This window comes from Nocardia grenadensis NBRC 108939 (assembly GCF_001613445.1).
GTDB classification, from domain to species: Bacteria; Actinomycetota; Actinomycetes; order Mycobacteriales; family Mycobacteriaceae; genus Nocardia; species Nocardia grenadensis.
Genome location: NZ_BDCJ01000010.1, coordinates 100,906 through 127,866, shown reverse-complemented (window position 1 = coordinate 127,866; position 26,961 = coordinate 100,906). Strand labels below are relative to the sequence as shown.

Below are 26,961 nucleotides of genomic sequence, written 5' to 3'. Positions count from 1 at the left end.
ACATGCGGTCCGCGGAGCCCGCAGCGTTGGCGAAGGGACCGCATCACAGCGCTCCCTTCGTCGAGGGCACACCCTGGACGCGGGGATCGGGTTCCACGGCGGCGCGCAGCGCGCGGGCCACCGCCTTGTACTCGGCCTCGGTCACATGGTGCTGGTCACGGCCGTAGAGCACCCGGACATGCAAGGCGATCCGGGCATTGAGGGCGATAGATTCGAAGACGTGCCGGTTGAGCACCGTCGAATACGGTGCCCCGGGCTCGTTGCGGCCGCGGACCGGTGCGCCGGGGATGACGGCGTGCAGCAGGTGATCCGGTTCGCCGGTGTGCACACAGTAGGGCCGGCCCGAGACATCCACCGCGGCATGCGCCAGGGTCTCGTCCATCGGGATATAGGCGTCGCCGAAACGGCGGATGCCCTTCTTGTCGCCGAGCGCCTGCCCGAGCGCCTGTCCGAAGACGATCGCGGTGTCCTCGACGGTGTGATGCGCCTCGATCTCGATATCGCCCTCGGCGCGCACGGTCAGATCGAAACTGGCGTGGGCGCCGAGCGCGGTGAGCATATGGTCGTAGAACGGGACACCGGTGGCGATATCGGTCTTGCCGGTGCCGTCGAGGTCCAGTTCCACCACGATGCCGGATTCCTTGGTGGTGCGCTCCACCCGCGCGGTTCGGTTCATACTCACTTCCGTCTCGGTGCTCAGCTGTGCGCTATCGGTTCGGTGGCGGCCAGTTTCGCGCTGACCCGCAGGAATTCGTCGTTCTCGGCGGCCAGCCCGATGGTGGCGCGCAGATAACCGGCGATTCCTACATCACGGATGAGCACACCTTCGTCCAGATAGTGCTGCCAGGCGCGCGCGGCATCCTCGAACTTCCCGAACAGCAGGAAGTTCGCGTCACTGGGGACCACCTCGTACCCCAGCTCGGTCAGCGCCCGGACGACCCGGTCGCGTTGCGCGGCCAGTTCGGCGACGCTCGCCAGCGTCTCGTCGGCATGCCGCAGCGCGGCCCGCGCCGCGGCCTGGGTCACCACCGACAGGTGATAGGGCAACCGCACCAGCAGCAGCGCGTCGATGACCGCCGGCGCGGCGACGAGATAGCCGAGCCGACCGCCGGCGAACGCGAAAGCCTTGCTCATCGTCCGGCTGACCACCAGTTTGGCGGGGTATCGGTCGATCAGGCCGACGGCGCTGGGCGCGGCGGAGAATTCCGCGTAGGCCTCGTCCACGATCACGATTCCGGGGGCGGCGTCGAGGATCCGGGCCAGATCCGTGGGCGCGATACTGTGCCCGGTGGGGTTGTTCGGGCTGGTCACGAAGACCACGTCGGGCCGCCGTTCGGCGATGGCGGCGAGCGCGGCGTCGATATCGATCGCGAAATCCGCGCCCCGTTTCGCCTCGACCCATTCGGTATCGATGCCTTCGGAAATGATCGGATGCATCGAATACGAGGGCACGAAACCCAGTGCTCGCCGGCCGGGCCCGCCGAACGCCTGGAGCAGCTGCTGCAGGATCTCGTTGGACCCGTTGGCCGCCCACACATTGGCTGTGTCCACCGTGACCCCGGTCTGCCGGGTGAGGTAGGCGGCGAGATCGGCACGCAGGGCTACCGCGTCGCGATCCGGATAGCGGTGCAGATCGACGGCCGCGGCCCGGACCGCCTCGGCCACATCGTCGATCAGCGCGCGGCTCGGCGGATGCGGGTTCTCGTTGGTGTTGAGTTGCACCGGCACACTGAGTTGCGGTGCGCCGTACGGGGATTTACCGCGTAGGTTCGCGCGCAGCGGGAGCGCGTCGAGACCGATGGCGGATCCGGGAATCGTGGTCGCGGGGGTCGCCGCGGCGTCGGGGGCGGTCACGACAGCGCCTCGAAACGCGCGCGGACGGCCTGGCCGTGGGCGGGCAGATCCTCGGCATCGGCCAGCGCGACGACATGTCCGGCCACATCTTTCAGGGCCGTCTCGCTGTACTCCACCACGTGGATTCCGCGCAGGAAAGTCTGCACGCTGAGCCCGGACGAATGCCGGGCACATCCGGCCGTGGGCAGCACGTGATTGGAGCCGGCGCAGTAGTCGCCGAGACTGACCGGGGCGTAGGGGCCGACGAAGATCGCGCCCGCGCTGCGTACCCGGGCGGCCACGGCCGCGGCATCTGCGGTCTGGATCTCCAGGTGTTCGGCGGCATAGGCGTTGACCACCCGCAGGCCCTGCTCGATATCGTCGACCAGCACGGTGCCCGATTGCGTCCCGGTGAGCGCCGTGGTGACCCGATCGGCGTGTTTCACCACCGGCAGCTGCGCGGTCAGCGCCGTGTCCACCGCATCGGCCAGCTCGGGGCTGTCGGTGACCAGCACACTGGCCGCGAGCACATCGTGTTCGGCCTGGCTGATCAGGTCGGCGGCCACGTGCACCGGGTCGGCGGTGGCGTCGGCCAGCACGGCGATCTCAGTGGGACCGGCCTCGGCGTCGATCCCGACCAGGCCGCGGCAGAGCCGTTTGGCGGCGGTCACGTAGATATTGCCGGGACCGGTGATCAGATCGACCGGCAGCAGCTCGGCGCCGTCGGTATCGGTGCCGCCGTAGGACAGCAGCGCCACCGCCTGCGCCCCGCCGACCGCCCACACCTCGTCGACTCCCAGCAGCCGGGCGGCGGCCAGGATGGTGGGGTGCGGGAGCCCGCCGAACTGCTGCTGCGGCGGCGAGGCCACCACCAGCGATTCCACCCCGGCGGCCTGGGCCGGGACCACGTTCATCACGACGCTGGACGGGTAGACCGCGTTACCGCCGGGCACGTACAGCCCGACCCGCTCCACCGGGACCCAGCGCTCGGTCACGGTCCCGCCCGGCACCACCTCGGTGGCGGTGTCGGTGCGCCGCTGATCGGCGTGCACCGCGCGGGTGCGGTCGATCGCGACCTCCAGCGCGGCGCGTACCGCCGGATCGAGCTCGTCCAGGGCAGCGGCGAGCCGCTGCGCCGGGACACGCACGGAGTCCGGGGTGACCCCGTCGAACTTCGCGCCGAATTCCAGCGCCGCGGCCGCGCCGCGATCACGGACGGCCTCCACCACGGGCCGCACCTGATGCAGTACCGAGTCCACATCGACACCACCGCGTGGCAGCGCGGTGCGCAGTTGCGCGGTCGTGGGAGTGCGACCGCGCAGATCCACGCGGGCGAGCTCGATACGGGATGTCATGGTGTTTTCGGTCCTCGTCTTCGGCCTGGAACATCAGCACAGGGTGCGGCCCCAGCCTAATGGGTGCCCTCGCGCGAAGCCCGGTCGCAGTCCACGCACGTACGGACGGAAGGCGCACGTACACCTGTCGGACCGTGGTCACCGAGCAGATTCTCTCGGTGACATCAGCAGATACGGGTGAAGACGATATCGAAATCGTGATCCCAGCTGCGGGGATCGAGTTCGGAGTCCGACCGCTCCCAGGTGGCGCGCATTGTGTTCCCCGCCTCGTCCAGGTTTCCGGTGAACCGTTGGGATGCGCCGGGGGCGTCACGCCACACCCGCCATAGCGGTCCATCGAACGACCCCTGGTAGATGCGGTGTTCGCCGGTCTGGTCGTACTGCAGGATCACGAGACGGTCCTGGTACAAGTCGTCGGCCCCGACGACTTGTACCAGGCTGATCCCGGCCTCCGGGACCGTGTAGTGGACCACCAGGAACCGTGCGTCGGGCATCCACTCGATCACCGTATGCCCGGTGATATCGGGGTACAGGCTGGTGGTCGTGTTCCATTCACCGACCATCCTGCCCATCGCGGACAGCGCGGACTCGGTCATCTACGCGTCTCCCATCGGTGGAGCGAACCCTGATGTTCAGCTACAGCGGCGACGCAGTTCCGCCACCCCCTCGCCCTCGAGTTGGTCGAGGACCACCGGACGGCCGACCATCGCCAACGCTAGCGCCTCGCCCCGGCTCCGTACCGCAGGACCGGACCCTTTCACCCAGTCGAAATCTGTCGCGGCGAACGGTAACCCCTTCGTATACCGCTCGGGACGGGTAAAAGGGTCGGGCCGGTCGATCACGGCGCGCACCCAGTCGGCGGGGATGTCATGGGGCCGGCCGAGCGGGCGGGATGTCCTGCTGGTGTACGAGCAGATCGGCGAGACCGAGGCGGGCCCCCGGCGCGATACCGAGCCGGGGCCGCGGCGAACTCCGCCAGCAGATCCGGTGTCCCGGAGCCGGCCGGCCGTCAGCGGGTATCGCTGTCGATCAGCAGATTGCCGCCGGAGCTGATGATCCGCAGGGTCGGGGTACGGGTCTGGCCGCCGTAACTGAGGTTGTTCACCCGCATATCCACCGAACCGTCGGGGTTGTTGCCCTTGAACGCCTCGATCCGGCTGAAGTTCTGCACCGTGCGGGCCGACCAGTACTGCTGGAAGTCCTGCTGGCTCCCGTACACCTGCTGGGCGGCGGGGGTCAGCAGCGACCAGGACCCGGTGGGATCCAGATAGAACTGCTCGATCAGCTGTCCGGCCTGCACCCATTCCACCGAGCCGGTGCTGGCCGTGGCACCCACCGTGGGACCGCTGGCCGCCGGGGTATCGGGCGAGTTCGAGACGGTGGCGCTGGTCGTGGTGTCCGCCCGAGCCGAACCGTTGTCACCGGAATCGGTGGAGTTGAAGAACAGCACACCGCCGACGACCGCGGCCCCGGCGATACCGCCGATGACCACCGCGCGTTTGACTCCGCCGTTACCACCCGATTTCCCCGCGACCGGCTGGGTGCTCGTGGGCGGGTGGTTCGCCGGCCGGCGTGGCGGCCGCGACTCCTGCGCGTTGCGCCCGGCCGACCGCGGTTCCGGGCGGCGCCGCGGCGGGGCCTCCTCCGCCGGGCCGCCGTTGCGGCCGGGAGCCGGCGATTCCATGGTGCTGACCGCGGCACCGCCGTGGCCGTTGCCGCCATTGCGATCGAAGGCTTCGCGGGCCGGTACGAAACCGCCGTGCTCGGCCGCGGAGTTCTCGAACCCGGCGAACCGGGTCAGCGCTTCCCGGGCCTCGCGCATGGTCGGCCGGTCCCGCGGATCCGAGCTGAGCAGATCCAGCACGAAATCGGTGGCGGGGCCCGCGTTCTGCGGTTCGCTCACCTGACCGTTGGCCGCCGCGTAGAGCACCTTGAGCGGGTTGCCGGACCCGAACGGCGGCTCGCCTTCCAGCGCATGGAAAAGCGTGGCGCCCAGGGCGAACACGTCCGCGGCCGGTGTCGGATCGGCACCGCGCGCCACCTCCGGCGCGAGATACGCGGCGGTTCCGCAGATCAGGCCGGTTTCGGTGAGCGTGACATCGCCGGTGGCCCGGGAGATACCGAAGTCGGTGATCTTCACGGTGCCGTGATCGTCGAGCAGTACGTTGCCCGGTTTCACATCGCGGTGCACGATGCCGGCCTGGTGCGCCGCGATGAGCGCCGAGGCCACCTGTTCGCCGATCCGGGCGACCTGCGGTAGCGGCAGCGGTCCCTGCGCCGACAGCACCTGCGCCAGACTGCGGGATTGCATGTACTCCATCACCAGGCACGGATCGCCGCCGTGCTCGGTGATATCGAAGACCACGATGGCATTCGGATGCTGGAACCGGGCCGCGTTGCGGGCCTCCCGGGTCGCTCGCTGCCGGAGCACATCGCGCTCCGCGGGCGGCAGACTGGGTTTGATGTGGATCTGCTTGATCGCCACCGACCGTTGCAGACGCTCGTCGACGGCACGCCAGACCACGCCTGTGCCGCCGCTACCAATCTGCTCGACCAGGCGGTAGTGATCCGCGATCAACTGACCGGTATCGATGGCGCCTACTCCGAACCTTCTCGAAATCGTGACATGCCGCGTCCTTGACCACTCACGCGTTCGGGACGAGTGTAGCGGGCACCTCGACCGCCCCAGTGGGTGCTGTCACCTTAGCGCGCGGCCGATCGTCCGAGTGCGTCGGCCTGCGGGCGCTCGCCCGCGTCGCCGCGCGGGCCGGGCGAACACACGGCTAACCGGTCCGTCGTCTTCTCCGCCCGGTCGTGCGCGGACTGCGGATGGGGAGCGCCGGGCCGTACCTACTAGGCTGTTCCGAGTGAGTCTTGTGCTGCTGCCCGCTGTCGATGTCGCCAATGGAGAGGCCGTCCGCCTGGTACAGGGCGCGGCGGGCAGCGAAACCAGTTACGGTTCGCCCCGCGACGCGGCTCTGGCGTGGCAGGAGGACGGCGCCGAATGGGTCCATCTGGTCGATCTGGATGCCGCGTTCGGCCGTGGGTCCAATCGTGAACTGCTCGCCCGGGTCGTCGGCGAACTCGATGTCGCCGTCGAACTGTCCGGCGGGATCCGCGACGACGAATCGCTGAAGGCCGCGATGGCCACCGGATGCGCCCGGGTCAACCTCGGGACCGCCGCCCTCGAGGACCCGCAGTGGTGTGCGTCGGCCATCGCGGAGTACGGCGAGCGGGTCGCGGTCGGGCTGGATGTGCAGAAGGTCGACGGGGAGTACCGGCTGCGCGGGCGCGGCTGGGTCAGCGACGGCGGCGATCTGTGGGAGGTGCTCGAACGCCTGGAACGCGACGGCTGCTCCCGGTACGTCGTCACCGATGTCACCAAGGACGGCACCCTCACCGGACCGAATCTGGATCTGCTGCGCGAGGTGTGCATGGCCACCGACGCGCCGGTGATCGCCTCCGGCGGGGTGTCCGCTCTGGCCGACCTCACCGCGATCGCCGACCTGGTGCCCGACGGTGTGGAGGGAGCGATCGTGGGCAAGGCCCTGTACGCGGGCCGGTTCACCCTTCCCGAGGCGCTGGCCGCCGTCCGGTGAACCGCGACGATCGGGGGCCGAGACGATGACCGGAACAGACAGCGAACTGACCACTCTGCTGGCCACCGCCGCCGAGATCCTCGACGGGGTGAGCGGCCGTTTCCTCGAAGGCCGGGGCGCGCCCAGCGCGGTGGCCAAGGGGTCACGGGATTTCGCGACCGAACTGGATCTGGAACTCGAACGCACCGTCTCCGCCCGGCTCGTCGACCGGACCGGGATCGAGGTGCACGGCGAGGAGTTCGGCGGGCCCGCGCTCACCAGCGGTACCGCCTGGGTACTGGACCCCATCGACGGCACCTTCAACTACTCGAACGGGCACCCGCTCACCGGCACCCTGCTGGCGCTGGTGCGGGACGGGGAGCCGGTCCTGGGCCTGGCCTGGTTCCCGCCGCTGGGCCGCCGGTACGCAGCGGTCGCGGGTGGCCCGCTGCTGCTCGACGGCAAGCCGCAGCCGCCGCTGGCGCCGGCCGTGCTCGACGAGGCGATGATCGGTTTCGGGGCCTTCAACATCGAATCCACCGGGCGGGTACCGGGCCTGTTCCGGCATCGGGTGCTCGGGGCATTGAGCGCGCTGTCCTCGCGGGTGCGGATGCACGGGTCCACCGGTATCGATCTGGCCTTCACCGCCGAGGGCACGCTGGGCGGGGCGATCGTCTTCGGGCATCACCCGTGGGACAACGCGGCCGGGGCGCTCATGGTGCGCTGCGCGGGCGGCGTGGTCACCGACCTCGAAGGTGTGGACTGGACCATCGAATCCGGTTCGGTGCTGGCGGCCGCGCCGGGCGTGCACGCCGAACTGCTGGATATGATCGCCGCGACTCGGGGCAGCGGGTACACCGCCGTCTCGGACCGGGTCGATACGGCCGGCCCGCGCGGGGAGGGGAACCCATGACGCGATACCTCCGCCATCGCTGCGGCCGCCGCGGACCGCACCCCACAGCTTCGATGAGGAACCCATGACGCTTGCAACTCGGGTGATCCCCTGCCTGGACGTGGATGCCGGGCGGGTGGTCAAGGGCGTGAACTTCCAGAACCTGCGCGATGCCGGTGACCCGGTGGAGCTGGCGGCCGCCTACGACGCCCAGGGCGCCGACGAGCTCACCTTCCTCGACGTCACCGCCTCCAGCGGCGACCGCGGCACCATGCTCGACGTGGTGACCCGTACCGCCGAGCAGATCTTCATCCCGCTCACCGTCGGCGGCGGGGTCCGCACCGTCGAGGATGTGGACCGGCTGCTGCGCGCGGGAGCCGACAAGGTCTCGGTCAATACCGCCGCCATCGCACGTCCCGAGGTGCTGCACGAGATGTCGCAGCGATTCGGGTCGCAGTGCATCGTGCTGTCGGTGGACGCCCGGACCGTGCCCGCGGGGGAGCCTGCCACTCCGTCGGGCTGGGAGGTCACCACGCACGGCGGGCGGCGCGGCACCGGTATCGACGCGGTCGAATGGGCGATCCGCGGCGCCGAACTCGGAGTGGGGGAGATCCTGCTCAATTCGATGGACGCCGACGGCACCAAGGCCGGTTTCGATCTGCGGATGATCGGCGCGGTGCGGGCCGCGGTCTCGATCCCGGTCATCGCCTCCGGTGGCGCGGGTGCGGTGGAACATTTCGCCCCGGCCGTGCAGGCCGGCGCGGACGCCGTCCTGGCCGCGAGCGTATTCCACTTCGGCGATCTGACCATCCCGCAGGTCAAGGACGCCATGCGGGCGGCGGATCTGGTGGTGCGGTGATGGACGAGATCCTCGATCCGGCGATCGCCGCCCGGCTCACACGTAACGAGGCCGGGCTGGTGGCCGCGGTCGCCCAGGAACGCGCCACCGGCGATGTGCTGATGATGGCCTGGATGGACGACCGGGCCCTGGCACGCACCCTGGCGACCCGCCGCGCCACCTACTATTCGCGATCCCGGCAGCAGTACTGGGTGAAGGGCGAGACCTCGGGACACACCCAGTATGTGCATGAGGTGCGGCTGGACTGTGACGGCGACACCGTGCTGCTGATCGTCGACCAGGTGGGCGCGGCCTGCCATACCGGTACACACACCTGCTTCGACACCGACGTCCTGCAGGCCCGGGAGTAGACCGGCGGATCAGCGCCGCGAATCCGAGGTGGTGGGCCGGCCGGACCGCCCGAGCACCGTGCCCAGATGGGTGGTGAGGGTTTCGCCCAGATCGGCCAGGGCGGCGGTCTGTTCGGCGTCCAGGGCCTCGAACACCAGCCGGTGCACCACATCCATATAGCCGGGCGCCGCCTCCACGACCTTCTGCTGCCCCTCGTCGGTGAGCAGGGCCACCACCCCGCGCCGTCCGGTGGCCGCCGTGCGGGTCGCCCACCCCATGCGCTCGAGCTTGGACACCACATGCGACAGCCTGGATAGCGATGAGTTAGCTCTTTGCGCGAGTTCGCTCATCTGCAGCCGCCGGTCCGGCGCCTCCGAGAGCAGGGTGAGTACCCAGTACTCGAAATGAGTGACACCGGATTCGCGCTGCAGGTCCGTGTCCAGGGCCCCCGGCAGGCGGTTCAACAGTGCGACCACTGCGCGCCAGGCGCGTCCTTCGACCGGGTTCAGCCAATCCGTCACTTGTCCGCCTTCTCTCCACCCCGGCGACGATTGCGGCAGTGGTCGCTCGGCTATGGAGAGTTTGCCACGACTTCGCTCGGTCGTGTGGCATCTCGGAAACGAAGGTGAGTTCATTCACAGGGCCCCCGCGCCGGGCCCCGCGGCGGATCAGGCGCCGGTATGGCCGCGGAGGAACTCCAGCGCCTTGTCCGCGTGCACATTCGCGCGCAGTTCGCTGCTGATCATGGTCAGGAGCCGGCGGTCGGTACCGATTACGAAGGTATGCCGTTTCACCGGCATCAGTTTGCCCAGCAGGCCGCGTTTGACGCCGTATTCCTCGGCGACCGTGCCGTCGGCATCGGAGAGCAGCGGGTATTCCAGCCGCTGCGATCCCGCGAACCCGGCCTGCACATCCACCGCGTCGGCGCTGATCCCGGCGCAACTCGCGCCGAGCGCGGCGAATTCGGCGGTGAGATCGCGGAAATGGCAGGCCTCGGCGGTGCACACCGGGGTGTTCGCGGCGGGGTAGAAGAACAGGACCAGTGGCCCGTCGGCCAGCAGGGCGGCCAGGGAGCGGAGCGTGCCGCTCTGATCCGGGAGTTCGAACGAGGGCGCGAGCGAGCCGATCTTCATACCGGGACAGTACCCGTGGCGGCGGGTCACGCGGGGTGCGTCGTGACGCCGCGGACCGGAACTGGAAAGATGGGGCAAATGCACGGCGCGCCCACTCCCGCGACTACCTCCCGCGAACGATTCCTCGAACTCGCCGCCGAACACCGGGTCGTCCCCGTGACCCGGAAGGTGCTGGCGGATTCGGAGACCCCGCTGTCGGCCTACCGCAAACTCGCCGGTGACCGCGCGGGCACCTTCCTGTTCGAATCCGCGGAGAACGGCCGATCGTGGTCGCGCTGGTCGTTCATCGGCGCGGGCAGCCCGTCCGCGCTCACCGCCGTTGACGGCGCCGCCACCTGGCTCGGCGCCACGCCGGCGGGGGCGCCCTCGGGTGGCGATCCGCTCGCGGCGCTGCACGAGACCCTGGAACTGCTGCGCACCGAACGGCTGCCCGGTCTGCCGCCGCTCACCGGCGGCATGGTCGGTTATCTCGGCTACGACGCGGTGCGCCGCATGGAACGGCTGCCCGAGCACGCGCTCGACGATCTGCGGCTGCCGGAGATGGTGCTGCTGCTGGCCACCGATCTGGCCGCGTTCGATCACCACGAGGGCGCGATCACCCTCATCGCCAATGCGGTGAACTGGAACGGCACCTCCGAGAACGTCGACGCGGCCTACGACGACGCCGTCGCCCGGCTGGACCGGATGACCGCCGCGCTCGGCGCGCCCGCCCCCTCCACAGTGTCGGTGTTCGATCAGCCCGACCCGCAGTTCCGGCGGGCCCGCACCCCGGACGAGTTCGGGGCAAGCGTACGTCGCCTGGTCTCCGAGATCGAGGCCGGTGAGGCATTCCAGGTGGTGCTGTCGCAGCGGTTCGAGATGGACTACGGCGGCGCGCCGATCGATCTGTACCGCATGCTGCGCGCGGCCAATCCGAGCCCCTACATGTTCCTGCTGCACATCCCGGACGGCGACGGCAACACCGCGTTCTCCATCGTCGGATCCAGCCCGGAGGCGCTGGTGGCGGTGCAGGACGGGGTCGCGACCACGCATCCGATCGCGGGTACCCGGTGGCGCGGCGCCACCGAGGAGGACGATCTGCTGCTCGAGAAAGGTCTGCTGGCCGACGAGAAGGAGAACGCCGAACATCTCATGCTGGTCGATCTCGGCCGTAACGATCTGGGCCGGGTGTGCGTCCCGGGCACGGTGCGCGTCACCGAATACCGGCACGTCGAGCGGTACAGCCACGTGATGCACCTGGTCTCCACGGTCACCGGCCGGCTCGCCCCGGGCAAGATCGCCCTGGACGCGGTACGCGCGTGTTTCCCGGCGGGCACGCTCTCCGGGGCGCCCAAGGTCCGCGCCATGCAATTGATCGAGGAACTCGAACCCACCCGGCGCGGCGTGTACGGCGGGGTCGTCGGCTACCTCGATTTCGCCGGTGACGCCGATACCGCGATCGCCATCCGCACCGCGCTGCTCAAAGACGGTATCGCCTATGTGCAGGCCGGTGCCGGTGTGGTGGCCGACTCCGAGGCCGAGTACGAGGACACCGAATCCCGGAACAAGGCGATGGCCGTGCTGCGCGCGGTCGCCGCCGCCGGAACGGTGCGTGCCTTCGACGAGGGCACCGATGCCGACCCGCGCCGGGACGGGGATCGCGCATCCGCCGCCGCGGTGCCCGGCGGGGGCGTATGACGGCGCCCGGCGATCCGGCCGCCGGCTCCGGTCCCGGCGACACGCGTGGTGCCGTCCCGGGCGGTACCGAAACCGGCGCGCCCCGGCCGGGGCCCGTCGACCGGGGCGACGCGGAACTACCCGCCACCGAGCCGGCCGGACCCGCTCCGGGCAGCCGGTACCCGGTGCCCGCGATCGGGTTGCTCGCCGTGGCCGCGGCCGCGCTGTGGGGGTCCTCGCGACTGACCTGGGTCTCCGTCACCTCGGCGGATGGACTCACCGAACCGCGCACCGACGAATTGAACGGTGGCGTCTGGTTCGGCGCGCTGACGCCGCTGGCGCTGGTGCTGCTGGCCGCGATCGCCGCGATCCTGGCGACCCGCGGGTGGGTGCGCCGGGCGGTGGGGGTCCTGGTGGCGTTGATCGCCGCGGTGACCGCTGTTCCGGCGCTGGCGCTGCTCACCGGATCCGGGGCCACCGAGCAGCGGGCGGCGACGCTGGCCGAACTGCCCGGCCGGGCGCAGGTCCAGGAGTTGGTGACGGCACCGGGGGCCGCCGTGCTCGCGCTGGCCGGGGCGGTGGCCGCGTTCGGCGCCGGACTGCTGCTGGCCCGGATGCCGACCGGCGCGAAACCGCTCTCCGGCAAATACGACGCACCCGCCACCCGCAAGGCGGCGGCGACGCGGGCGGTCCAGGAGGGTACGGCGGGCGGGCCCCTGCCGGAACGAGTGCTCTGGGATGCCCTCGACGCCGGTGCCGACCCGACCGATACCGCGGCGGCACCGGGCGACACACCGGACACGCGCGATACCCATTCCGAGATGCCGGGAAACATTTCCGGTGCGTCCGGCGGCGGCGAGAACCGGCCTGGTACGGCCGGGAAAGCGGATTCGAGGGAATCCGGCGACGTCCATTAGCAGGTCGGCCGGGGCGGTGTGATCCGCCCCCGGCGTCACGGCGCCGCGCGCTTCCATTTACTCTTGTTCAGCATCGGTGAGACATCGCCTGGGGGAATCCTGCAGGCAATAACTCGCGTCTCCCCAGAAAGGATTCGAGCCAGATGACGGTACTCGACTCGATTCTCGACGGGGTCCGCTCGGATGTAGCCGCTCGGGAAGCGGTGCTGGACTTCCCGGCAGTGAAGGCCGCGGCCGCCGCCGCGGCCCCGCCGCTCGATGCGAAGGCCGCCCTTCTCGAAGACGGTATCGGCGTGATCGCCGAGGTGAAGCGGGCCAGCCCCTCCAAGGGGGCACTCGCCGAGATCATCGATCCGGCCAGTCTCGCCAAGGCCTACGAGGACGGTGGGGCGCGCGTGATCAGCGTGCTCACCGAAGGGCGCCGGTTCCACGGATCGCTCGACGATCTGGACGCGGTTCGGGCCAGTGTGAATATCCCGGTGCTGCGCAAGGATTTCGTCGTGGGTCCCTACCAGATCCACGAGGCCCGTGCCCACGGCGCCGATGTGATCCTGTTGATCGTCGCGGCGCTGGAGCAGGACACCCTGGCCTCGCTCATCGACCGCACCGAATCGCTCGGGATGACCGCGCTGGTCGAGGTGCACACCGAGGAGGAGGCCGATCGGGCGCTCACCGCGGGTGCGACGGTCATCGGGGTCAATGCCCGGAACCTCAAAACTCTCGAGGTCGATCGGGACTGCTTCTCCCGGATCGCCCCCGGCCTGCCCACCGAGGTCATCCGGATCGCCGAATCCGGGGTCCGCGGGACCGCCGATCTGCTCGCCTACGCCGGCGCCGGCGCGGACGCGGTACTGGTCGGGGAGGGGCTGGTCACCAGTGGTGATCCGCGCGCGGCGGTATCCGAACTGGTCACCGCGGGCACGCACCCCTCCTGCCCCAAACCGGCCCGGCGGGGGCGATGATGCCCGCGGGCGGCCCCTCGTCCACCAGTGCTCCGCTGCCCGCCGCCAGCCGGGGGGTCGCACAGCGTAGCGAGCACGAACCCGACGAGGGCGGCCATTTCGGCGTCTACGGCGGCCGGCATGTGCCCGAGGCGCTGATGGCCGTGATCGAGGAGGTCACCGCCGAATACGACAAGGCACGGCTGGACCCGGACTTCCTCGCCGAACTGGACCGGCTGCAGCGCGACTACACCGGCCGGCCCTCGCCGGTCTTCGAATGCGTGAACCTGGCCGAGCATGCCGGGGGTGCGCGGATCCTGCTCAAACGCGAGGATCTGAACCACACCGGCTCCCACAAGATCAACAATGTGCTGGGCCAGGCACTGCTCGCCAAGCGGATGGGCAAGACCCGGATCATCGCCGAAACGGGCGCCGGGCAGCACGGTGTCGCCACCGCTACCGCGTGCGCGCTGCTGGGCCTGAAGTGCATCGTCTATATGGGCGCGGTGGATACCGCGCGGCAGGCGCTCAATGTGGCCCGGATGCGGTTGCTCGGTGCCGAGGTCATCTCGGTGACCCTGGGCTCGAAGACGCTCAAGGACGCTATCAACGAGGCGCTGCGTGACTGGGTCACCAATGCCGACGACACCTACTACTGCTTCGGTACCGCCGCCGGACCCCACCCCTTCCCGGTGATGGTTCGCGATTTTCAGCGGGTCGTCGGACTCGAGGCCCGCGCCCAGGTGCAGTCGCTGACCGGGCGCCTCCCCGATGCGGTGACCGCCTGCGTGGGCGGTGGCTCCAATGCCATCGGGATCTTCCACGCCTTCATCGACGACCCCGGGGTCCGGCTGATCGGCTACGAAGCGGCCGGTGACGGTGTGGAGACCGGACGGCACGCGGCCACTTTCGCCGGCGGCTCGCCAGGTGCCTTCCAGGGCGCCTACTCGTACCTGCTGCAGGACGAGGACGGCCAGACCATCGACTCGCATTCCATCTCCGCCGGGCTGGACTACCCCGGGGTCGGCCCGGAGCACGCCTTCCTGAAGGATATCGGCCGCGCCGAGTATCTCCCGGTCACCGATACCGCCGCGATGGACGCCCTCCTGCTGCTGAGCCGCGCCGAGGGCATCATCCCGGCCATCGAATCGGCGCACGCGGTCGCCGGGGCGATCGAACTCGGCCGGGAACTCGGCGAGGGTGCGATCATCCTGGTGAACCTGTCCGGTCGCGGGGACAAGGATATGGACACCGCCGCCCGCTGGTTCGGGCTTTTCGACGATCCGGATACCGGCAAGGAGAACGGTCAGTGAGTTCCGATTCCCGACTCGGCCCCACCTTCGCCGCCTGCCGGGCCGAAAACCGGGCCGCGCTCATCGGATATCTGCCCGCCGGATACCCGGATCTCGAAGGATCGCGCCGGGTCGTGCGCGCGATGGTCGAATCCGGTTGCGATATCGTCGAAGTCGGCGTCGCCTACTCCGATCCGGTGATGGACGGGCCCACCATCCAGGCCGCGGCCGATCAGGCGCTGCGCGGCGGGGTCCGGGTGCGCGATGTGTTCTCCGTGGTCGAGTCCGTGACGAGCGCGGGCGCGCAGGCCGTGGTGATGACCTACTGGAACCCGGTGCTCAAGTACGGTGTGGACCGTTTCGCCCGCGATCTGGCCGCGGCCGGCGGCGCCGGGCTGATCACCCCGAACCTGATCCCGGAGGAGGCCGGTGACTGGTTCGCCGCCTCCGAGGCCCATCATCTCGACCGGATCTTCCTGGTCGCCCCGTCCTCTACCGAGGAGCGGCTGGCGTCCACTCTCGAGGCCGGCTCCGGTTTCGTCTATGCCGCGTCGACCATGGGTGTCACCGGCGCCCGGGACGCCGTCTCGACGATGGCGCCCGCCCTGTGTGCCCGGATCCGCGAGCACAGCGAGATTCCGATCGGTGTGGGCCTGGGAGTGCGCTCCGGCGCGCAAGCCGCCGAGATCGCCGCGTACGCCGACGGCGTGATCGTCGGGTCCGCCCTCGTCACGGCGGCCGCGCAGGGTCTGGACGCGGTCCGCGCCCTGACCGGCGAGCTGGCCGGCGGGGTCCGCGGGGCGGCTGTCGCGTCCTGATCGGCGTGCGGCCCGGGACACACGGGTGGAGCCCGTACTTGCCTGGATAACCGGCTCGACTACGGTTGCCCCGTGACCGTTATCGCCGCACCGGAAACCGTCGCGACCGCCGGAACCCCCGGCGGCGCCGTACCGCACGCCGCCGATCTACTGGCCTATCTGCCCAGTCCGCCGCAGGGTGTCTGGGAAATCGGACCGTTCCCGCTGCGGGCGTATGCGATCTGCATCATCATCGGCATCATCGTCGCCATCTGGTGGGGCGAGAAACGCTGGCAGGCCCGCGGCGGCGAAGCCGGCACCGTGCTGGATGTCGCGGTCTTCGCCGTCCCGTTCGGGCTGATCGGTGGACGCCTCTACCACGTCGCCACCGACTGGCAGAAGTACTTCGGCGCCGACGGCAACCCGATGGACGCGCTGAAGATCTATCAGGGCGGGCTCGGCATCTGGGGCGCGGTCTTCTTCGGCGCCATCGGTGCGTGGATCGCCTGCCGGATCTACAAGATCCCGTTGCCCGCCCTCGGCGACGCCGTCGCCCCGGCGATTCTGCTGGCACAGGCCATCGGGCGGCTCGGCAACTACTTCAACCAGGAGCTCTACGGCCGGGAAACCGATCTGCCGTGGGGCCTGGAGATCTATCTCCGGTTCGATGATTCCGGCCGGCTCGACATGATGAACGGTGTCTCCTCCGGCGAGGTGTATTCGATCGTGCATCCCACGTTCCTCTACGAGCTGATCTGGAACGTGCTGGTGGTCGTCGCGCTGGTGCTGATCGATCGGCGTTTCCGTATCGGCCACGGCCGGCTGTTCGCTCTGTACGTGGCCGGCTACTGCTTCGGCCGGTTCTTCGTCGAACTCATGCGGGACGACGAGGCCACCCAGATCGCGGGTATCCGGATCAACTCGTTCACCTCTGGTTTGGTGTTCCTCGCCGCGATCGCCTATGTCCTGTTCGCGACCAAGGGCCGTGAAACCCCTGAGCAGCTGAGCCCGGACGCGGCCCCCCGGCCGTGGCCGTGGCAGCTGGGTGCCATGCGGGCGGCGGCAGCCGCCGGCGGGGCGGGTCCGGCGGACGGGCCCATCGACGCGGCGGACGAGGACCGCACGGGTGACGCGGCCGACGCCGTCGCGCCGGAGGAGGCCGCGGATACCGGAACCGCCGGTGCCGCATCGCCTTCCGAGCCGATGGTCGACAACGAAGCGTCCGGCGAGCCCGGGAAGACCGACTCGGGCAGCGCGGACTCCGGTGCGGCGGAGGCGAAGCCCGATTCCGGCGCGACCGCGGCGGAATCGGCGGCGACCGCGACCGAGTCATCCGATGATTCTGTGGCGGAGCAGGACGGCGAAGCGGCCGAATCCGCTGCTCCGCGAGGCAAATAGGACTCCGTTCGGCGGTCGGTGCGGGCGTCTGGCAGCATCTTGTCGCAGGGGAGGCGACATCAGGTTGTCTTCCGCTGCCGGGGGCACCGACCAAGGAGGAACGATGACCGATCCGTACCAGCAGGGCGGGCCGCAGTACGGCCCACCGGGAACCGGGCCGGACCTGAGTAAATCGCCCGGTGCGCCGGGCTACCCGTCGCAGCCACAACCGCAGCCCTACCAGTCCTACCCGTCGCAGCCGCAGCCGTATCCGTCGCAGCCGTACCCGCCGCAGGGCGGCCAGTACGGTGCCCCTCCCGGCTACGGCCAGCCGCCGGCGGGCTACGGCCCTCCGATGGGCCCCGGCGGATACAACCCGATGGACCCCGAGGCGCCCTACGGCCGGGATATGAACGGTGTGCCGTACTCGGACAAGCAGAAACTGACAGCCGGCCTGCTGCAGATCTTCCTGGGCGCGTTCGGTGCGGGCCGCTTCTACATCGGCGATACCGGTATCGCGATCGCCCAGATCGCGGTCACTTGGCTCACCTGCGGTTTCGGCGGGATCTGGCCGCTCATCGACGGCATCATGATGCTCACCGGCAGCGTGCAGGATCCGCAGGGACGCCCGCTGCGCGAGAACTGACCTGTCACACACTTTCCACAGACCCCCGGCACCCCGGGGGTCTGTTCCGTTTCCCGGGCGGCTCGCGTATCGCGATGCGGCGGGGCCGCGGCCCCGCCCGGGACGCGGCCGCGGGCATGCCGATTCCGGGTGCCGTAGCGTGGAGTTCAGCATTGTGTAGCAATGCAGTTAAATCCATATGGCAGACTTAGCTTCGCAGGTCTGCCCGCTGATTCGCCGTATGCTGTTGCCGGCGGATCGCCCGGGGGCGGACGGAACGGGACAACTCGGCAGGATTAGGCTCGACACGTGATGCGACGGACGAAGATTGTGTGCACCCTCGGCCCGGCCACTGCCACCGAGGAACGTATTCGAGAGCTCGTCGAGAGTGGTATGGATGTCGCCCGGCTCAATTTCAGCCACGGTGAGCATTCCGACCACGCCGAAAACTACAAGAAGGTGCGGCAGGCCTGCGACGATCTCGGCCGCGCCGTCGGCATACTCGCCGATCTGCAGGGCCCCAAGATCCGGTTGGGTCGCTTCGCCGAGGACAAGACGGTCTGGGCGACCGGTGAGACGGTGCGTATCACCGTCGACGATATCGTCGGCAGTCACGACCGCGTCTCCACCACCTACAAGCAGCTCGCCGACGACGCCAAATCCGGCGACCGGCTGCTGGTCGACGACGGCAAGGTCGGGCTCGAGGTCATTCGCGTCGAGGGCAACGACGTGGTCTGCGAAGTGACCGAGGGCGGCCCGGTCAGCAACAACAAGGGTGTTTCGCTGCCGGGTATGGACGTCTCGGTGCCCGCGCTGTCCGACAAGGACATCGAAGATCTGGAATTCGCCCTCAACCTGGGCGTGGACTTCATCGCACTGTCGTTCGTGCGCTCGCCCTCCGATATCGAACTCGTCCACGATGTGATGGACCGGGTCGGCCGCCGGGTGCCGGTGATCGGCAAATTGGAGAAGCCCGAGGCCATCGACAATCTCGAGGCCGTGGTTTTGGCGTTCGACGCGGTGATGGTGGCCCGCGGCGATCTCGGTGTGGAACTGCCGCTCGAGCAGGTGCCGATCGTGCAGAAGCGGGCGATCCAGATGGCGCGGGAGAACGCCAAACCGGTCATCGTGGCCACTCAGATGCTCGAATCGATGATCGAGAACTCCCGGCCCACCCGCGCGGAGGCCTCGGATGTGGCCAATGCGGTGCTCGACGGCGCGGATGCGGTCATGCTGTCCGGGGAGACCTCGGTCGGTAAGTACCCGATCGAAACCGTGCGCACCATGGCCCGCATCGTGCACGCGGTGGAGACCGAATCCACCAATGTCCCGCCGCTCACCCACACCCCGCGGACCAAACGCGGAGTGATCTCCTACGCGGCCCGCGATATCGGGGAACGTCTCAACGCCAAGGCGCTGGTGGCCTTCACCCAGTCCGGTGACACGGTGCGCCGGCTGGCCCGGTTGCACACGCCGCTGCCGCTGCTCGCGTTCACCCCCCTTCCGGAAGTGCGCAGCCAGCTGGCGCTGACATGGGGTACCGAAACCTTCATCGTGCCCACCGTGGACAGCACCGACGCCATGATCAAACAGGTCGATCAGGCGCTGCTGAGCATGAACCGATACCGCAAGGGCGACCTCGTGGTCATCGTCGCAGGCTCTCCTCCCGGTACCGTCGGTTCCACCAACCTGATCCATGTGCACCGCATCGGCGAGGAGGACCACTGATGACCGAGGATCGCGGAGCCGCCCGGTGAGCGCGCCGGTCGACGAAACGGAGACGGACAACCACACCGATCTCGACACCCTGCTGGAACTGCTGGATCTCGACGAGGTGTCCGAGGACGTCTTCCTCGGGCACCACCCGGAGAAGGTGTCCAGCCGGACCTTCGGCGGCCAGCTCGTCTCCCAGGCGGTGATCGCGGCGGGCCGGACCGCCGGACATCGCCCGATCCACGCGCTGAACGCTCATTTCGTGCGTGGCGGCGATGTGAAGAAGCCGATCGAGTACCACGTGGAGCGGCATCGCGACGGCCGGGCATTCGCCAACCGCACGGTCACCGCCACCCAGGACGGCCAGGAACTGTTCGTCATGCTGGCCTCGTTCCAGGAATGGGGTAAAGGCCTCGAGCACGCGCACGAGCGGCCCGAGGTGCCCGATCCGGAGACCCTGCCGCGGATCCAGGAGAGTTTCGCCGGCTTCGAGGACAAACTCGAGATGTTCGTGAACGCCCCGCATCCGATCGATATGCGGTACACGAACGATCCGGCCTGGATTCTCAAGGGCACCGGGGCAAAGCTCAACCACAACCGGGTGTGGATGCGTGCCGACGGCACCCTGCCCGACAATCCGCTGATCCATGTCGCGGCACTGAGCTATTCCTCCGACACCACCGTGCTCGATTCGATCCTCACCACGCACGGTCTGTCGTGGGGCCTGGACCGGATCGTGGCCGCCACGGTGAACCATTCCATCTGGTTCCACCGGCCGTTCCGTTTCGACGACTGGGCGCTGTACGCCACCGAGTCCCCGGTCGCCGCGGGATCGCGTGGGCTGGCCACCGGCCGGTTCTACTCCCGCACGGGTGACCTGCTGGCCACCACCGTGCAGGAGGGCGTGATCCGGCACTTCCCGGCCCGCCGCTGAGTGGACGCGAACTGCCGGGTCAGAGTCGCTCCGGCAGCAGCGGCTCCCATTCGAGATCGGTGCGCTGTTCGGCACTGAAGGTGAATGGTGCGCCGGGGCCGTGCGCGTCCAGGCCGCGGAGCAGCCGGTGTTCGAGGGCGGCGAGATAGCCGTCGGTGAGTTCGGCCGGATCGCCGGCCAGACTCAGCGCGATCTCGAAGGTGGCGTGCCCCTGCGGTTGCGCCCCCGGATTCGCGGTGCGCCAGCGATTGTCGAACTCGCGGTGCCGGGAATCGTCCTCGGCGACGGGCAGGGTGAAGCGCCACGCGCAGATATCACCGTCGCCCAGATGCTCGTCCAGTTCCGCTCTGACGGTGTCGACGAGATCGTCCAGGATTTCCGGTGTCACATAAACATGAAGCGAAACATCCGAAATGCGTTTCGGCATGCCTGATTCCTGTCGTGTGTCGAAACTCAGGGATCGGATTCTTCGGATCGGTGGTCCGGTTGGCGAGTGTAGTGCCCGGACCATGGAAAGTCAGGACCCGTGTCGTATTCGTAGCCGTCCGCGGACGGCGGCGGTCCGGCCGGGGCCTCGCGGCGCTCGATATGCCGCTGTCCGGTGGGGGCCCGCGCGCCGCTCAGACCGCTATCCGGGCTCGAGTTCTCATGCGTACCAGCCGGTGTGCTGGGCCGCGACCAGCGGTGAGAGCCGGGGCGTGGCGGCATTCGGCTGGACCACCACCGCCGGCCGACCCCACTGCCGATCTCCGGGCGTGGCGGTGGGGGCCAGGGCGACCAGCAGCGGTACCAGCGCATCGGCGATCCGGTCACCGACCTCGCAGTACGCCTCGGCCGACAGGCCCACGGGGTCGGCGATGTTCTCCCGCCCGACCCGGGACAGGTTGTGCCGGTGGCGATGCAGGTCTGCCACGGTGCGGGCGCCGGTGACGCGGGCGACCCGGTAGGCCTCGAGCAGGGTGAAGGTCCGTGAGTTCGAACCGGCCGCCGTGTCGCCCACCTCGTCGCGAATGTTCTCGGTCATGGTGAGTACGAGATCCGCGCGGTCGATATGCTCGGGCCTGAGTTTGCGAGCACGGAAACCGCCGGGATCCCCACCGAGCCCGGTGATGGCCTCGGCCGCCCGCGGTTCCACCGGAAACCCCACCAGGGCCCGGGTGCCGGCACTTTCAGCGGTGATGTCGGTGAGTCGGTATTCGACCGCGATGGAACGGGTGAGCCGTTCGGCGATCGCCGATCGGCACACGTTTCCATTGCAGACGAACAGGATATGCATAGCGCAAAGGTAATTCGCGCTGCCTGCGTCGGGCACCGGTCTCTGTGCAATATCACAGCACTTCGGGTGTTAATTCATCCGCGTGTAGTGCCGTACACGAATCCCGCCCGAGTTTTCCGTGTGGTACAGAAAATGTTTCAGACGAATCCACCAGCTGCGAGGTTCCCATAGACGAGTTCGCTACCGACTTCGGCGGCAGTCGGCGCATTACCCCGCGCGTCGTGCACCGTATGCCCACCGCGTTCCCCTCCGCCGTGCTCGGGGCCGGTCGCCCATTGACGCTGCGTGGCGCCGGACATTCCTGCGACGGGCAGACCGTCGCCGGAAACGAGCTCCTCGTCACCTACGATCCGGCCGGTACCGAACACCAGGTCCGGGAAGTCGGCGAAGACGCGGTCGAAGTGCCGGCCGGAACCAGCTGGCGTGTGGTGGAGCGATATCTGAATGCCCGCGGACGGACTGTTCCTGTCCTGACCGATCACCTACCGGTGAGTGTGGGCGGAACCCTGTCGGTAGGTGGTCTGGGCGCCACCTCGCTGCGGTACGGCATGCAGGTGGACCAGGTGGAGCGGATCCAGTTGACCGACGGCGCCGGGGTCAGCCGGTGGTGTTCGCGCACCGAACATTCCGAGCTCTTCCGCTTCGCGCTGGGCGGACTGGGCACTCTCGGGTTGATCGAGCGAGCCGTGCTGCGCACAGTGCCCTTGCCGCGGACCCTCCGTCTGCACCGCCGATCGCATCCTCGGCTCGACGACCTCGTCGCGTACACCGAACAGATCGCCGCGCGCGACGATGTCGACAGCTTCTGTGCTTCGCTACGGCGGGGCGAGCTCTCCTCGACCATCGGGCTGCCCGACACCTTTTCTCGATCCGGTGGCGATCGGTGGGTGACGGTCCGCCACACGGCGCGTGCGGAGCTTGCTCATGGGCGTCCGGTCGCGCCACCCGATGGCTGGGTCCGCATGTGGTCGGACTATGTGGTGCCCGCCGGGCGGCTCGCGCCGCTGGTCGGGGTACTACGATCGCGCGTACCGCTGGCTCGCCTTCCCGTCATGCTGTACTTCCTCGTCCTGCGTCGTCCGGCCGATGCGACGGCCTTCGCCTTCGCCCCGATCGGTGCCGCCGAGGTCTCCATCGGAATGGGCGTGTACATGTCGGTGCGCCGGACCCCGGCCGCGGTCGAGTCCGCCCGGCGGGTGTTCGGCGCCCTGCTGGAAGCATGCGCGGAACTGGGTGGGCGGCCCTATCTCTACGGCGTGCACGATTTCGAGGGTTCGCTCGTCGAGCCGCTCTACGGACCGGATCCGGCGCGGCTCGCGCAGTTGCGATCCGCCTACGGCCTGGAGCATGTCAACGCACATCTGCCCCTCGTCCGCGCCGCGGTGTCTGCGGCAGGGCAGCGGTGAGAGTGGCGTGCAAAGCGGTACCAGGTCCGACGGTGAGCCGGCCGGTGCACTTCGAGCGGCGTACGAGCAGTCACCCGGTTCACCCGATCCGGGTGACTCGGGGTTCCCGATCCGCGGCGTACGGTCGGCGCAGTACGCCCGGAGAAACTGCCGACCGAGGGAGAGGAGACCGCTGGTGGCCGATTCCGGCGCCCCGGTTCGTGGTGTGACTCCGGCGTACGCGCGGACGGTGGCGCGGACGGCGTACCTGTGGGGCTGGCCGCTGGTCAATATGCACAATCGCCGCGTCGCGATGAATCAGCTCGCCGAGCCCGGGCTGATGGCCGGGGTTGTGCCCGCCGGCCCGCCCGGCACGCTGAGCATGCTGGGCGATTACCTCCGGCCCGAGGAACGGCTGGTCGCGTGCCCGGATCAGGACGTGGTCCACGGGTTCGGGGTATTGGACGCGCGGCTGGAGCCCGCGGTGGTGCAGGTGCCCGAATTCGGTGACCGGTTCTGGGTGTATCGGGCGGTGGATCAGCGCACCGATTCGTTCGCCCGGCTCGGTGCCGTGTACCGGACCGCGCCCGGGTTCTACCTGCTCGCCCATGAATCGTGGACGGGTACGGTGCCCGCCGGAATCACCGAGGTCTTCCGCTACGACACCCGCTGCGCGGCGGTGCTCCCCCGGGTCTTCCTCGACGACACCGCGCGTGACCGTGCGCTGATCGCGCCGCTGGTGGACCGGATCACCATGTATCCGCTGTCGGAGTTCGACGGGAGGGTTCGAATCGCCGACCGGTCGTCGGCGCCCGCCTTCGGCGCCGGTTCCGTGACCCGCGGCCGGCATGAGCGGCAGTGGGTGGATCCGGAACAGTTCTTCTGCGTCCTCGGTGAGGTGCTCGACGAGGTGCCGGCGCGGCCGGGTGAGCAGGGCCTGTACGCGCGGTTTCGCGCAGTGCTCGCCGCGGCCGCGCACGATCGCGCGATCGCGGAGGTGCTACGCGAGGCGGCGGTCGATACCGATGCCGTGGTGGGAGAGCTGTTCGAATTCCGCAATATCGGGATCCCGGTGGCCGCGCACTGGACCACTCCGCACAACGGCGCGGCGTTCGGGGCCGACTACCTGTCCCGGACCGCGCTGGCGAAAACGGATATCTTCGCCGGCCCCCTGAACGAAACCGCCTATTTCTACCAGGATCTCGATGCCGTCGGCGATCGCCTGCACGGTGGCCGCGCCTACACGGTGCACTTTCCTGCCGGGCAGCTGCCACCGGTCCGGGGTATCTGGTCGTTGACGGTCTACAACAGCCGGCACTTCCTCTACTCGAACGAACTGGACCGGTATTCGCTGGGAACCAGGAATCAGGACCTCACCCACGGCGACGACGGGTCACTCACCCTCATCGTCGGTGGCGCGGGCCCCAGCGATCCGAAACAGCTCGCCAACTGGCTACCCGCGCCTGATGGCCACTTCTCGCTCGTCCTGCGCGCCTACTGGCCCGTATCCGGCATTCTCGATGGCAGCTGGTCGCCGCCCGCGGTCACGCCGCAGATCTGACCGCCCTTCCCGGCACCGGCGGGTCTGCCACCGTGCGATGGCCGCATCTCCCCGCCCCTTATCGCGGTAGCAACCTGGTGGGCAGCTGCGGACCACCGCGGACCGTGCGTGATGGAGGGGAATGAGCCGGACTCGGAATTACCGTCCGACCTTGGTGCCGAGTGTGGGACTCGAACCCACACGTCCTTTCGGACAACGGTTTTTGAGACCGTCGCGTCTGCCAGTTCCGCCAACTCGGCGCACCGGGTGCACATAGTATCCGCTGCTCGCCCGGAACACCCAATCGCGGGGGCCGCGATCACGGCGGAACCCGGTTACGCAGGGTATATGCACCGTCTATGACGGTGAAAGGTAGTCTTTACACCACCCGATCGCGTGACGGCGGATCGACGGCCGTGCCCCGGCCGGGATCCGTCGTCCGTGCTCTCGGGACGAGGCATCGGAACCAGAGGGGTCGTTTATGAGCACTAGTGCGGACGCCGCGGCGAAACGCGTGGTCGTCGCCGAAGACGAGGCGTTGATCCGGATGGATCTGGTCGAGATGCTGACCGAAGAGGGCTACCAGGTGGTGGGGGAGGCCGGGGACGGTCAGCAGGCGGTGGACCTCGCGGTGGAGCATCGGCCGGATCTGGTCATCATGGATGTGAAGATGCCGCGCCGGGACGGTATCGACGCCGCGGCCGAGATCGCCTCCAAACGTGTTGCACCCGTGGTCATCCTGACCGCGTTCAGTCAGCGCGATCTGGTGGAGCGGGCGCGCGACGCCGGTGCGATGGCCTACCTCGTGAAACCGTTCACCAAATCCGATCTCGTTCCGGCGATCGAACTGGCGGCCAGCCGCTTCCACGAGATCACCGCGCTGGAGAGCGAGGTCGCCGGCCTGTCCGAGCGGTTGGAGACACGTAAACTCGTCGAACGGGCCAAGGGCGTGCTCATGCAGACGCAGGGGCTCAGTGAACCGCAGGCCTTCAAGTGGATCCAGCGCACCGCCATGGACCGTCGCACCACGATGAAGGCGGTGGCCGAGGTCGTTCTGGAGAACCTCACCCCGCAGTGAGCCCGCGGCGGGCGCGTACCGGCCTTAACAACCCGGAAACACAAGCCGGAAAATAATTTGCGACGACATCATCCCGATGATCCGAATGTGACACGGGATCAACATGCCGGAGTTATGTTTCTCACGAGTCGGAGTCTTCGGCTCCCTCGGCCGGCCGAGGTTGATGAGGAACATAGGGGTAGATCGTGCTCGGTTCGATATGGCTGTCGGGTGCCCCCCGACGCGGACGCACGGTACGCGGAATACTGAGTGTCGGGGCTGCCGCCGTGCTGGTCCTGACCGGTTGCGGTGACAAGACCACAGACAACACGGAGACGTCGGGAGCGGGGGGACTGTCCATCCAGCCGCTGATGCAGATCGACTCGGCGGGTAGGGAAGTTCCGGCCGCCGATACCGGCGCCGCGGCCGATCCGGCCGGGAACGGGGCGGCGACCTGCCCACCGACCACCACCATCGCCATGGCCGGCGCGCTGACCGGCCCCGACGCGGCGCTGGGCATCAATATCGTCAATGGCGTAAAACTGGCCCTCGACCAGCACAACAAGGCGAATCCGGGCTGCCGGATCAAGCTGAAGGAATACGACACCGAGGGCGATCCGCAGAAGGCCAGCCAGGTGATCCCGCAGATCGTGAACGATCCGTCGGTGCTCGGCGTGGTCGGTCCGGCGTTCTCCGGGGAGACCAAGGCCACCGGTCAGATCCTCAGCGATGCCGGCCTGGTCGCGGTCTCCTCTTCGGCCACCAATGCCACCCTGACCAAGAACGGCTGGAAGACTTTCTTCCGCGGCCTGGCCAATGACGACGTGCAGGGTCCGTCGGTGGCGAAGTACCTGGTCGGCACGGCCGGCTACAAGAAGGTGTGCGTGGTCCGGGACAACACCGATTACGGAGTGGGCCTGGCCCAGAGCATCACCGCCGGCCTGGGCGCGGCCGCCGATCCGGCCTGCGCGGCCAGTATCAAGAAGGGCGACAAGGACTTCTCCGCCACCGTCACCAAGATCTCCGGCGCCCAGCCGGACGCGATCTTCTACTCCGGGTATTACGCCGAGGCGGCACCGCTGGTACAGCAGTTGCGGTCCGGTGGAGTGGACGCGACCTTCGTCTCCGCCGACGGCACCAACGATCCGCAGTTCGTCTCCCAGGCGGGCGGCTCCTCGGAGGGCGCGCTGCTGTCGTGCCCGTGCGGTCCCGGTCCGGACGAGTTCGCGCGGGCCTACGAGGAACTGAACGGCCAGGCGCCGGGCGTGTACTCGGTGGAGGGCTACGACCTGGCCACCATCCTCGCGGCCGGTATCGATGCCGGCAAACTCACCCGCCCCGACCTGCTGGAGTTCGTCCGCGGGTACAGCGGTGACGGCCTGGCCCGGCACTACCAGTGGAATGCCGACGGGGAACTGTCCGCCGCGCTGATCTGGGTCTACAAGGTCGGCTAACGGCCGGCGGGCGGTAC

Annotated in this window: 26 protein-coding genes and 1 tRNA gene; 17 read left to right on the top strand and 10 right to left on the bottom strand. The window is 68.9% G+C overall.

All coding sequences use genetic code 11. The features are described from left to right. Positions 1-43: 43 nt before the first annotated feature. The 5 genes from hisB to NGR01S_RS12855 form a co-directional block, all read right to left on the bottom strand. A complete protein-coding gene (gene hisB / locus NGR01S_RS12875; RefSeq protein WP_063036429.1) occupies positions 44-676 on the bottom strand; it encodes an imidazoleglycerol-phosphate dehydratase HisB in 633 nt (210 codons plus the stop codon). 20 nt (positions 677-696) lie between these two features. Then, positions 697-1,854: a histidinol-phosphate transaminase gene (locus NGR01S_RS12870; protein ID WP_245664565.1), complete on the bottom strand. Its 1,158-nt coding sequence runs from the start codon at positions 1,852-1,854 to the stop codon at positions 697-699. Continuing rightward, a complete protein-coding gene (gene hisD / locus NGR01S_RS12865; protein WP_063036428.1) occupies positions 1,851-3,188 on the bottom strand; it encodes a histidinol dehydrogenase in 1,338 nt (445 codons plus the stop codon). Before hisD ends, NGR01S_RS12870 begins: the two co-directional genes overlap by 4 nt. Before the next feature lie 164 nt (positions 3,189-3,352). After that, a complete protein-coding gene (locus NGR01S_RS12860; protein WP_063036427.1) occupies positions 3,353-3,784 on the bottom strand; it encodes a hypothetical protein in 432 nt (143 codons plus the stop codon). 413 nt (positions 3,785-4,197) lie between these two features. Further along, on the bottom strand, positions 4,198-5,766 hold the full coding sequence (locus NGR01S_RS12855) for a serine/threonine-protein kinase (RefSeq protein WP_063036426.1): 1,569 nt from the start codon (positions 5,764-5,766) through the stop codon (positions 4,198-4,200). Positions 5,767-6,055: 289 nt separating this feature from the next. Here NGR01S_RS12855 and priA point away from each other — a divergent pair, with 289 nt between their 5' ends. The 4 genes from priA (at position 6,056) to hisI (ending at position 8,867) form a co-directional block, all read left to right on the top strand. Then, a complete protein-coding gene (priA, locus tag NGR01S_RS12850; RefSeq protein WP_063036425.1) occupies positions 6,056-6,787 on the top strand; it encodes a bifunctional 1-(5-phosphoribosyl)-5-((5-phosphoribosylamino)methylideneamino)imidazole-4-carboxamide isomerase/phosphoribosylanthranilate isomerase PriA in 732 nt (243 codons plus the stop codon). 25 nt (positions 6,788-6,812) lie between these two features. Continuing rightward, positions 6,813-7,679 carry an inositol monophosphatase family protein gene (locus tag NGR01S_RS12845; protein WP_084480813.1) on the top strand — a complete coding sequence of 289 codons (867 nt, stop codon included), beginning with the start codon at positions 6,813-6,815 and terminating at the stop codon, positions 7,677-7,679. A 64-nt stretch (positions 7,680-7,743) separates the two neighbouring features. Next, positions 7,744-8,517, top strand: coding sequence for an imidazole glycerol phosphate synthase subunit HisF (hisF, locus tag NGR01S_RS12840; RefSeq protein ID WP_063036424.1), 774 nt, complete (start codon positions 7,744-7,746; stop codon positions 8,515-8,517). Beyond that, the gene (gene hisI / locus NGR01S_RS12835; protein ID WP_063036423.1) at positions 8,517-8,867 is read left to right on the top strand and encodes a phosphoribosyl-AMP cyclohydrolase; all 351 of its coding nucleotides are present in this window, start codon (positions 8,517-8,519) and stop codon (positions 8,865-8,867) included. Before hisF ends, hisI begins: the two co-directional genes overlap by 1 nt. Before the next feature lie 9 nt (positions 8,868-8,876). Here the strand turns inward: hisI and NGR01S_RS12830 are convergent, their stop codons facing one another. Both NGR01S_RS12830 and NGR01S_RS12825 read right to left on the bottom strand, forming a co-directional pair. Next, positions 8,877-9,368 carry a MarR family winged helix-turn-helix transcriptional regulator gene (locus NGR01S_RS12830; protein WP_063036422.1) on the bottom strand — a complete coding sequence of 164 codons (492 nt, stop codon included), beginning with the start codon at positions 9,366-9,368 and terminating at the stop codon, positions 8,877-8,879. A 147-nt stretch (positions 9,369-9,515) separates the two neighbouring features. Beyond that, positions 9,516-9,980: a peroxiredoxin gene (locus NGR01S_RS12825; protein ID WP_063036579.1), complete on the bottom strand. Its 465-nt coding sequence runs from the start codon at positions 9,978-9,980 to the stop codon at positions 9,516-9,518. Between the two features lie 78 nt (positions 9,981-10,058). On the opposite strand from NGR01S_RS12825, the gene NGR01S_RS12820 reads away from it, so the two are divergent. From NGR01S_RS12820 to NGR01S_RS12780, 9 genes are all read left to right on the top strand, one after another. After that, positions 10,059-11,657: an anthranilate synthase component I gene (locus NGR01S_RS12820; protein ID WP_063036421.1), complete on the top strand. Its 1,599-nt coding sequence runs from the start codon at positions 10,059-10,061 to the stop codon at positions 11,655-11,657. After that, positions 11,654-12,553 carry a TIGR02234 family membrane protein gene (locus NGR01S_RS12815; RefSeq protein ID WP_084480809.1) on the top strand — a complete coding sequence of 300 codons (900 nt, stop codon included), beginning with the start codon at positions 11,654-11,656 and terminating at the stop codon, positions 12,551-12,553. Before NGR01S_RS12820 ends, NGR01S_RS12815 begins: the two co-directional genes overlap by 4 nt. A 143-nt stretch (positions 12,554-12,696) precedes the next feature. After that, a complete protein-coding gene (gene trpC / locus NGR01S_RS12810) occupies positions 12,697-13,515 on the top strand; it encodes an indole-3-glycerol phosphate synthase TrpC (protein WP_030523755.1) in 819 nt (272 codons plus the stop codon). Then, entirely contained in the window at positions 13,512-14,807 is a 1,296-nt protein-coding gene (gene trpB / locus NGR01S_RS12805; RefSeq protein WP_157107240.1) for a tryptophan synthase subunit beta, read from the top strand. Before trpC ends, trpB begins: the two co-directional genes overlap by 4 nt. Further along, a complete protein-coding gene (trpA, locus tag NGR01S_RS12800; protein WP_063036419.1) occupies positions 14,804-15,604 on the top strand; it encodes a tryptophan synthase subunit alpha in 801 nt (266 codons plus the stop codon). Before trpB ends, trpA begins: the two co-directional genes overlap by 4 nt. 150 nt (positions 15,605-15,754) lie before the next feature. Then, complete coding sequence (gene lgt / locus NGR01S_RS12795; protein ID WP_063036577.1) at positions 15,755-16,981, top strand: prolipoprotein diacylglyceryl transferase; 1,227 nt, start codon at positions 15,755-15,757, stop codon at positions 16,979-16,981. Positions 16,982-17,084: 103 nt separating this feature from the next. Continuing rightward, entirely contained in the window at positions 17,085-17,606 is a 522-nt protein-coding gene (locus tag NGR01S_RS12790) for a TM2 domain-containing protein (protein ID WP_063036418.1), read from the top strand. A gap of 288 nt (positions 17,607-17,894) precedes the next feature. Next, a complete protein-coding gene (pyk, locus tag NGR01S_RS12785) occupies positions 17,895-19,313 on the top strand; it encodes a pyruvate kinase (RefSeq protein WP_084480807.1) in 1,419 nt (472 codons plus the stop codon). Between the two features lie 25 nt (positions 19,314-19,338). Next, on the top strand, positions 19,339-20,232 hold the full coding sequence (locus tag NGR01S_RS12780) for an acyl-CoA thioesterase (RefSeq protein WP_063036417.1): 894 nt from the start codon (positions 19,339-19,341) through the stop codon (positions 20,230-20,232). Positions 20,233-20,251: 19 nt separating this feature from the next. Here the strand turns inward: NGR01S_RS12780 and NGR01S_RS12775 are convergent, their stop codons facing one another. Beyond that, the gene (locus NGR01S_RS12775) at positions 20,252-20,620 is read right to left on the bottom strand and encodes a type 1 periplasmic-binding domain-containing protein (protein ID WP_245563973.1); all 369 of its coding nucleotides are present in this window, start codon (positions 20,618-20,620) and stop codon (positions 20,252-20,254) included. Positions 20,621-20,878: 258 nt separating this feature from the next. Next, the gene (locus tag NGR01S_RS12770; RefSeq protein ID WP_063036416.1) at positions 20,879-21,508 is read right to left on the bottom strand and encodes an arsenate reductase/protein-tyrosine-phosphatase family protein; all 630 of its coding nucleotides are present in this window, start codon (positions 21,506-21,508) and stop codon (positions 20,879-20,881) included. Between the two features lie 230 nt (positions 21,509-21,738). On the opposite strand from NGR01S_RS12770, the gene NGR01S_RS12765 reads away from it, so the two are divergent. Further along, positions 21,739-22,914 carry an FAD-binding oxidoreductase gene (locus NGR01S_RS12765; protein WP_157107239.1) on the top strand — a complete coding sequence of 392 codons (1,176 nt, stop codon included), beginning with the start codon at positions 21,739-21,741 and terminating at the stop codon, positions 22,912-22,914. Between the two features lie 175 nt (positions 22,915-23,089). Next, positions 23,090-24,454, top strand: coding sequence for a DUF1214 domain-containing protein (locus tag NGR01S_RS12760; RefSeq protein ID WP_063036414.1), 1,365 nt, complete (start codon positions 23,090-23,092; stop codon positions 24,452-24,454). Between the two features lie 152 nt (positions 24,455-24,606). Here the strand turns inward: NGR01S_RS12760 and NGR01S_RS12755 are convergent. Further along, a tRNA-Leu gene (locus NGR01S_RS12755) sits at positions 24,607-24,693 on the bottom strand. A gap of 221 nt (positions 24,694-24,914) precedes the next feature. Between NGR01S_RS12755 and NGR01S_RS12750 the strand changes: the two genes are divergently transcribed. Both NGR01S_RS12750 and NGR01S_RS12745 read left to right on the top strand, forming a co-directional pair. After that, on the top strand, positions 24,915-25,511 hold the full coding sequence (locus tag NGR01S_RS12750; RefSeq protein WP_030523743.1) for an ANTAR domain-containing response regulator: 597 nt from the start codon (positions 24,915-24,917) through the stop codon (positions 25,509-25,511). Between the two features lie 242 nt (positions 25,512-25,753). Next, entirely contained in the window at positions 25,754-26,944 is a 1,191-nt protein-coding gene (locus tag NGR01S_RS12745; protein ID WP_084480845.1) for a branched-chain amino acid ABC transporter substrate-binding protein, read from the top strand. The last annotated feature ends 17 nt before the right edge of the window (positions 26,945-26,961 follow it).

Bases quoted from the DNA above. Each gene is read 5' to 3' on its own strand.
- NGR01S_RS12860 (WP_063036427.1), bottom strand. From the start codon at position 3,784: ATGACCGAGTCCGCGCTGTCCGCGATGGGCAGGATGGTCGGTGAATGG.
- NGR01S_RS12815 (WP_084480809.1), top strand. From the start codon at position 11,654: ATGACGGCGCCCGGCGATCCGGCCGCCGGCTCCGGTCCCGGCGACACG.
- hisI (WP_063036423.1), top strand. From the start codon at position 8,517: ATGGACGAGATCCTCGATCCGGCGATCGCCGCCCGGCTCACACGTAAC.
- trpC (WP_030523755.1), top strand. From the start codon at position 12,697: ATGACGGTACTCGACTCGATTCTCGACGGGGTCCGCTCGGATGTAGCC.
- NGR01S_RS12770 (WP_063036416.1), bottom strand. From the start codon at position 21,508: ATGCATATCCTGTTCGTCTGCAATGGAAACGTGTGCCGATCGGCGATC.
- hisB (WP_063036429.1), bottom strand. From the start codon at position 676: ATGAACCGAACCGCGCGGGTGGAGCGCACCACCAAGGAATCCGGCATC.
- NGR01S_RS12825 (WP_063036579.1), bottom strand. From the start codon at position 9,980: ATGAAGATCGGCTCGCTCGCGCCCTCGTTCGAACTCCCGGATCAGAGC.
- hisD (WP_063036428.1), bottom strand. From the start codon at position 3,188: ATGACATCCCGTATCGAGCTCGCCCGCGTGGATCTGCGCGGTCGCACT.
- NGR01S_RS12845 (WP_084480813.1), top strand. From the start codon at position 6,813: ATGACCGGAACAGACAGCGAACTGACCACTCTGCTGGCCACCGCCGCC.
- NGR01S_RS12750 (WP_030523743.1), top strand. From the start codon at position 24,915: ATGAGCACTAGTGCGGACGCCGCGGCGAAACGCGTGGTCGTCGCCGAA.
- NGR01S_RS12820 (WP_063036421.1), top strand. From the start codon at position 10,059: ATGCACGGCGCGCCCACTCCCGCGACTACCTCCCGCGAACGATTCCTC.
- NGR01S_RS12765 (WP_157107239.1), top strand. From the start codon at position 21,739: ATGCCCACCGCGTTCCCCTCCGCCGTGCTCGGGGCCGGTCGCCCATTG.
- NGR01S_RS12790 (WP_063036418.1), top strand. From the start codon at position 17,085: ATGACCGATCCGTACCAGCAGGGCGGGCCGCAGTACGGCCCACCGGGA.
- hisF (WP_063036424.1), top strand. From the start codon at position 7,744: ATGACGCTTGCAACTCGGGTGATCCCCTGCCTGGACGTGGATGCCGGG.
- trpB (WP_157107240.1), top strand. From the start codon at position 13,512: ATGATGCCCGCGGGCGGCCCCTCGTCCACCAGTGCTCCGCTGCCCGCC.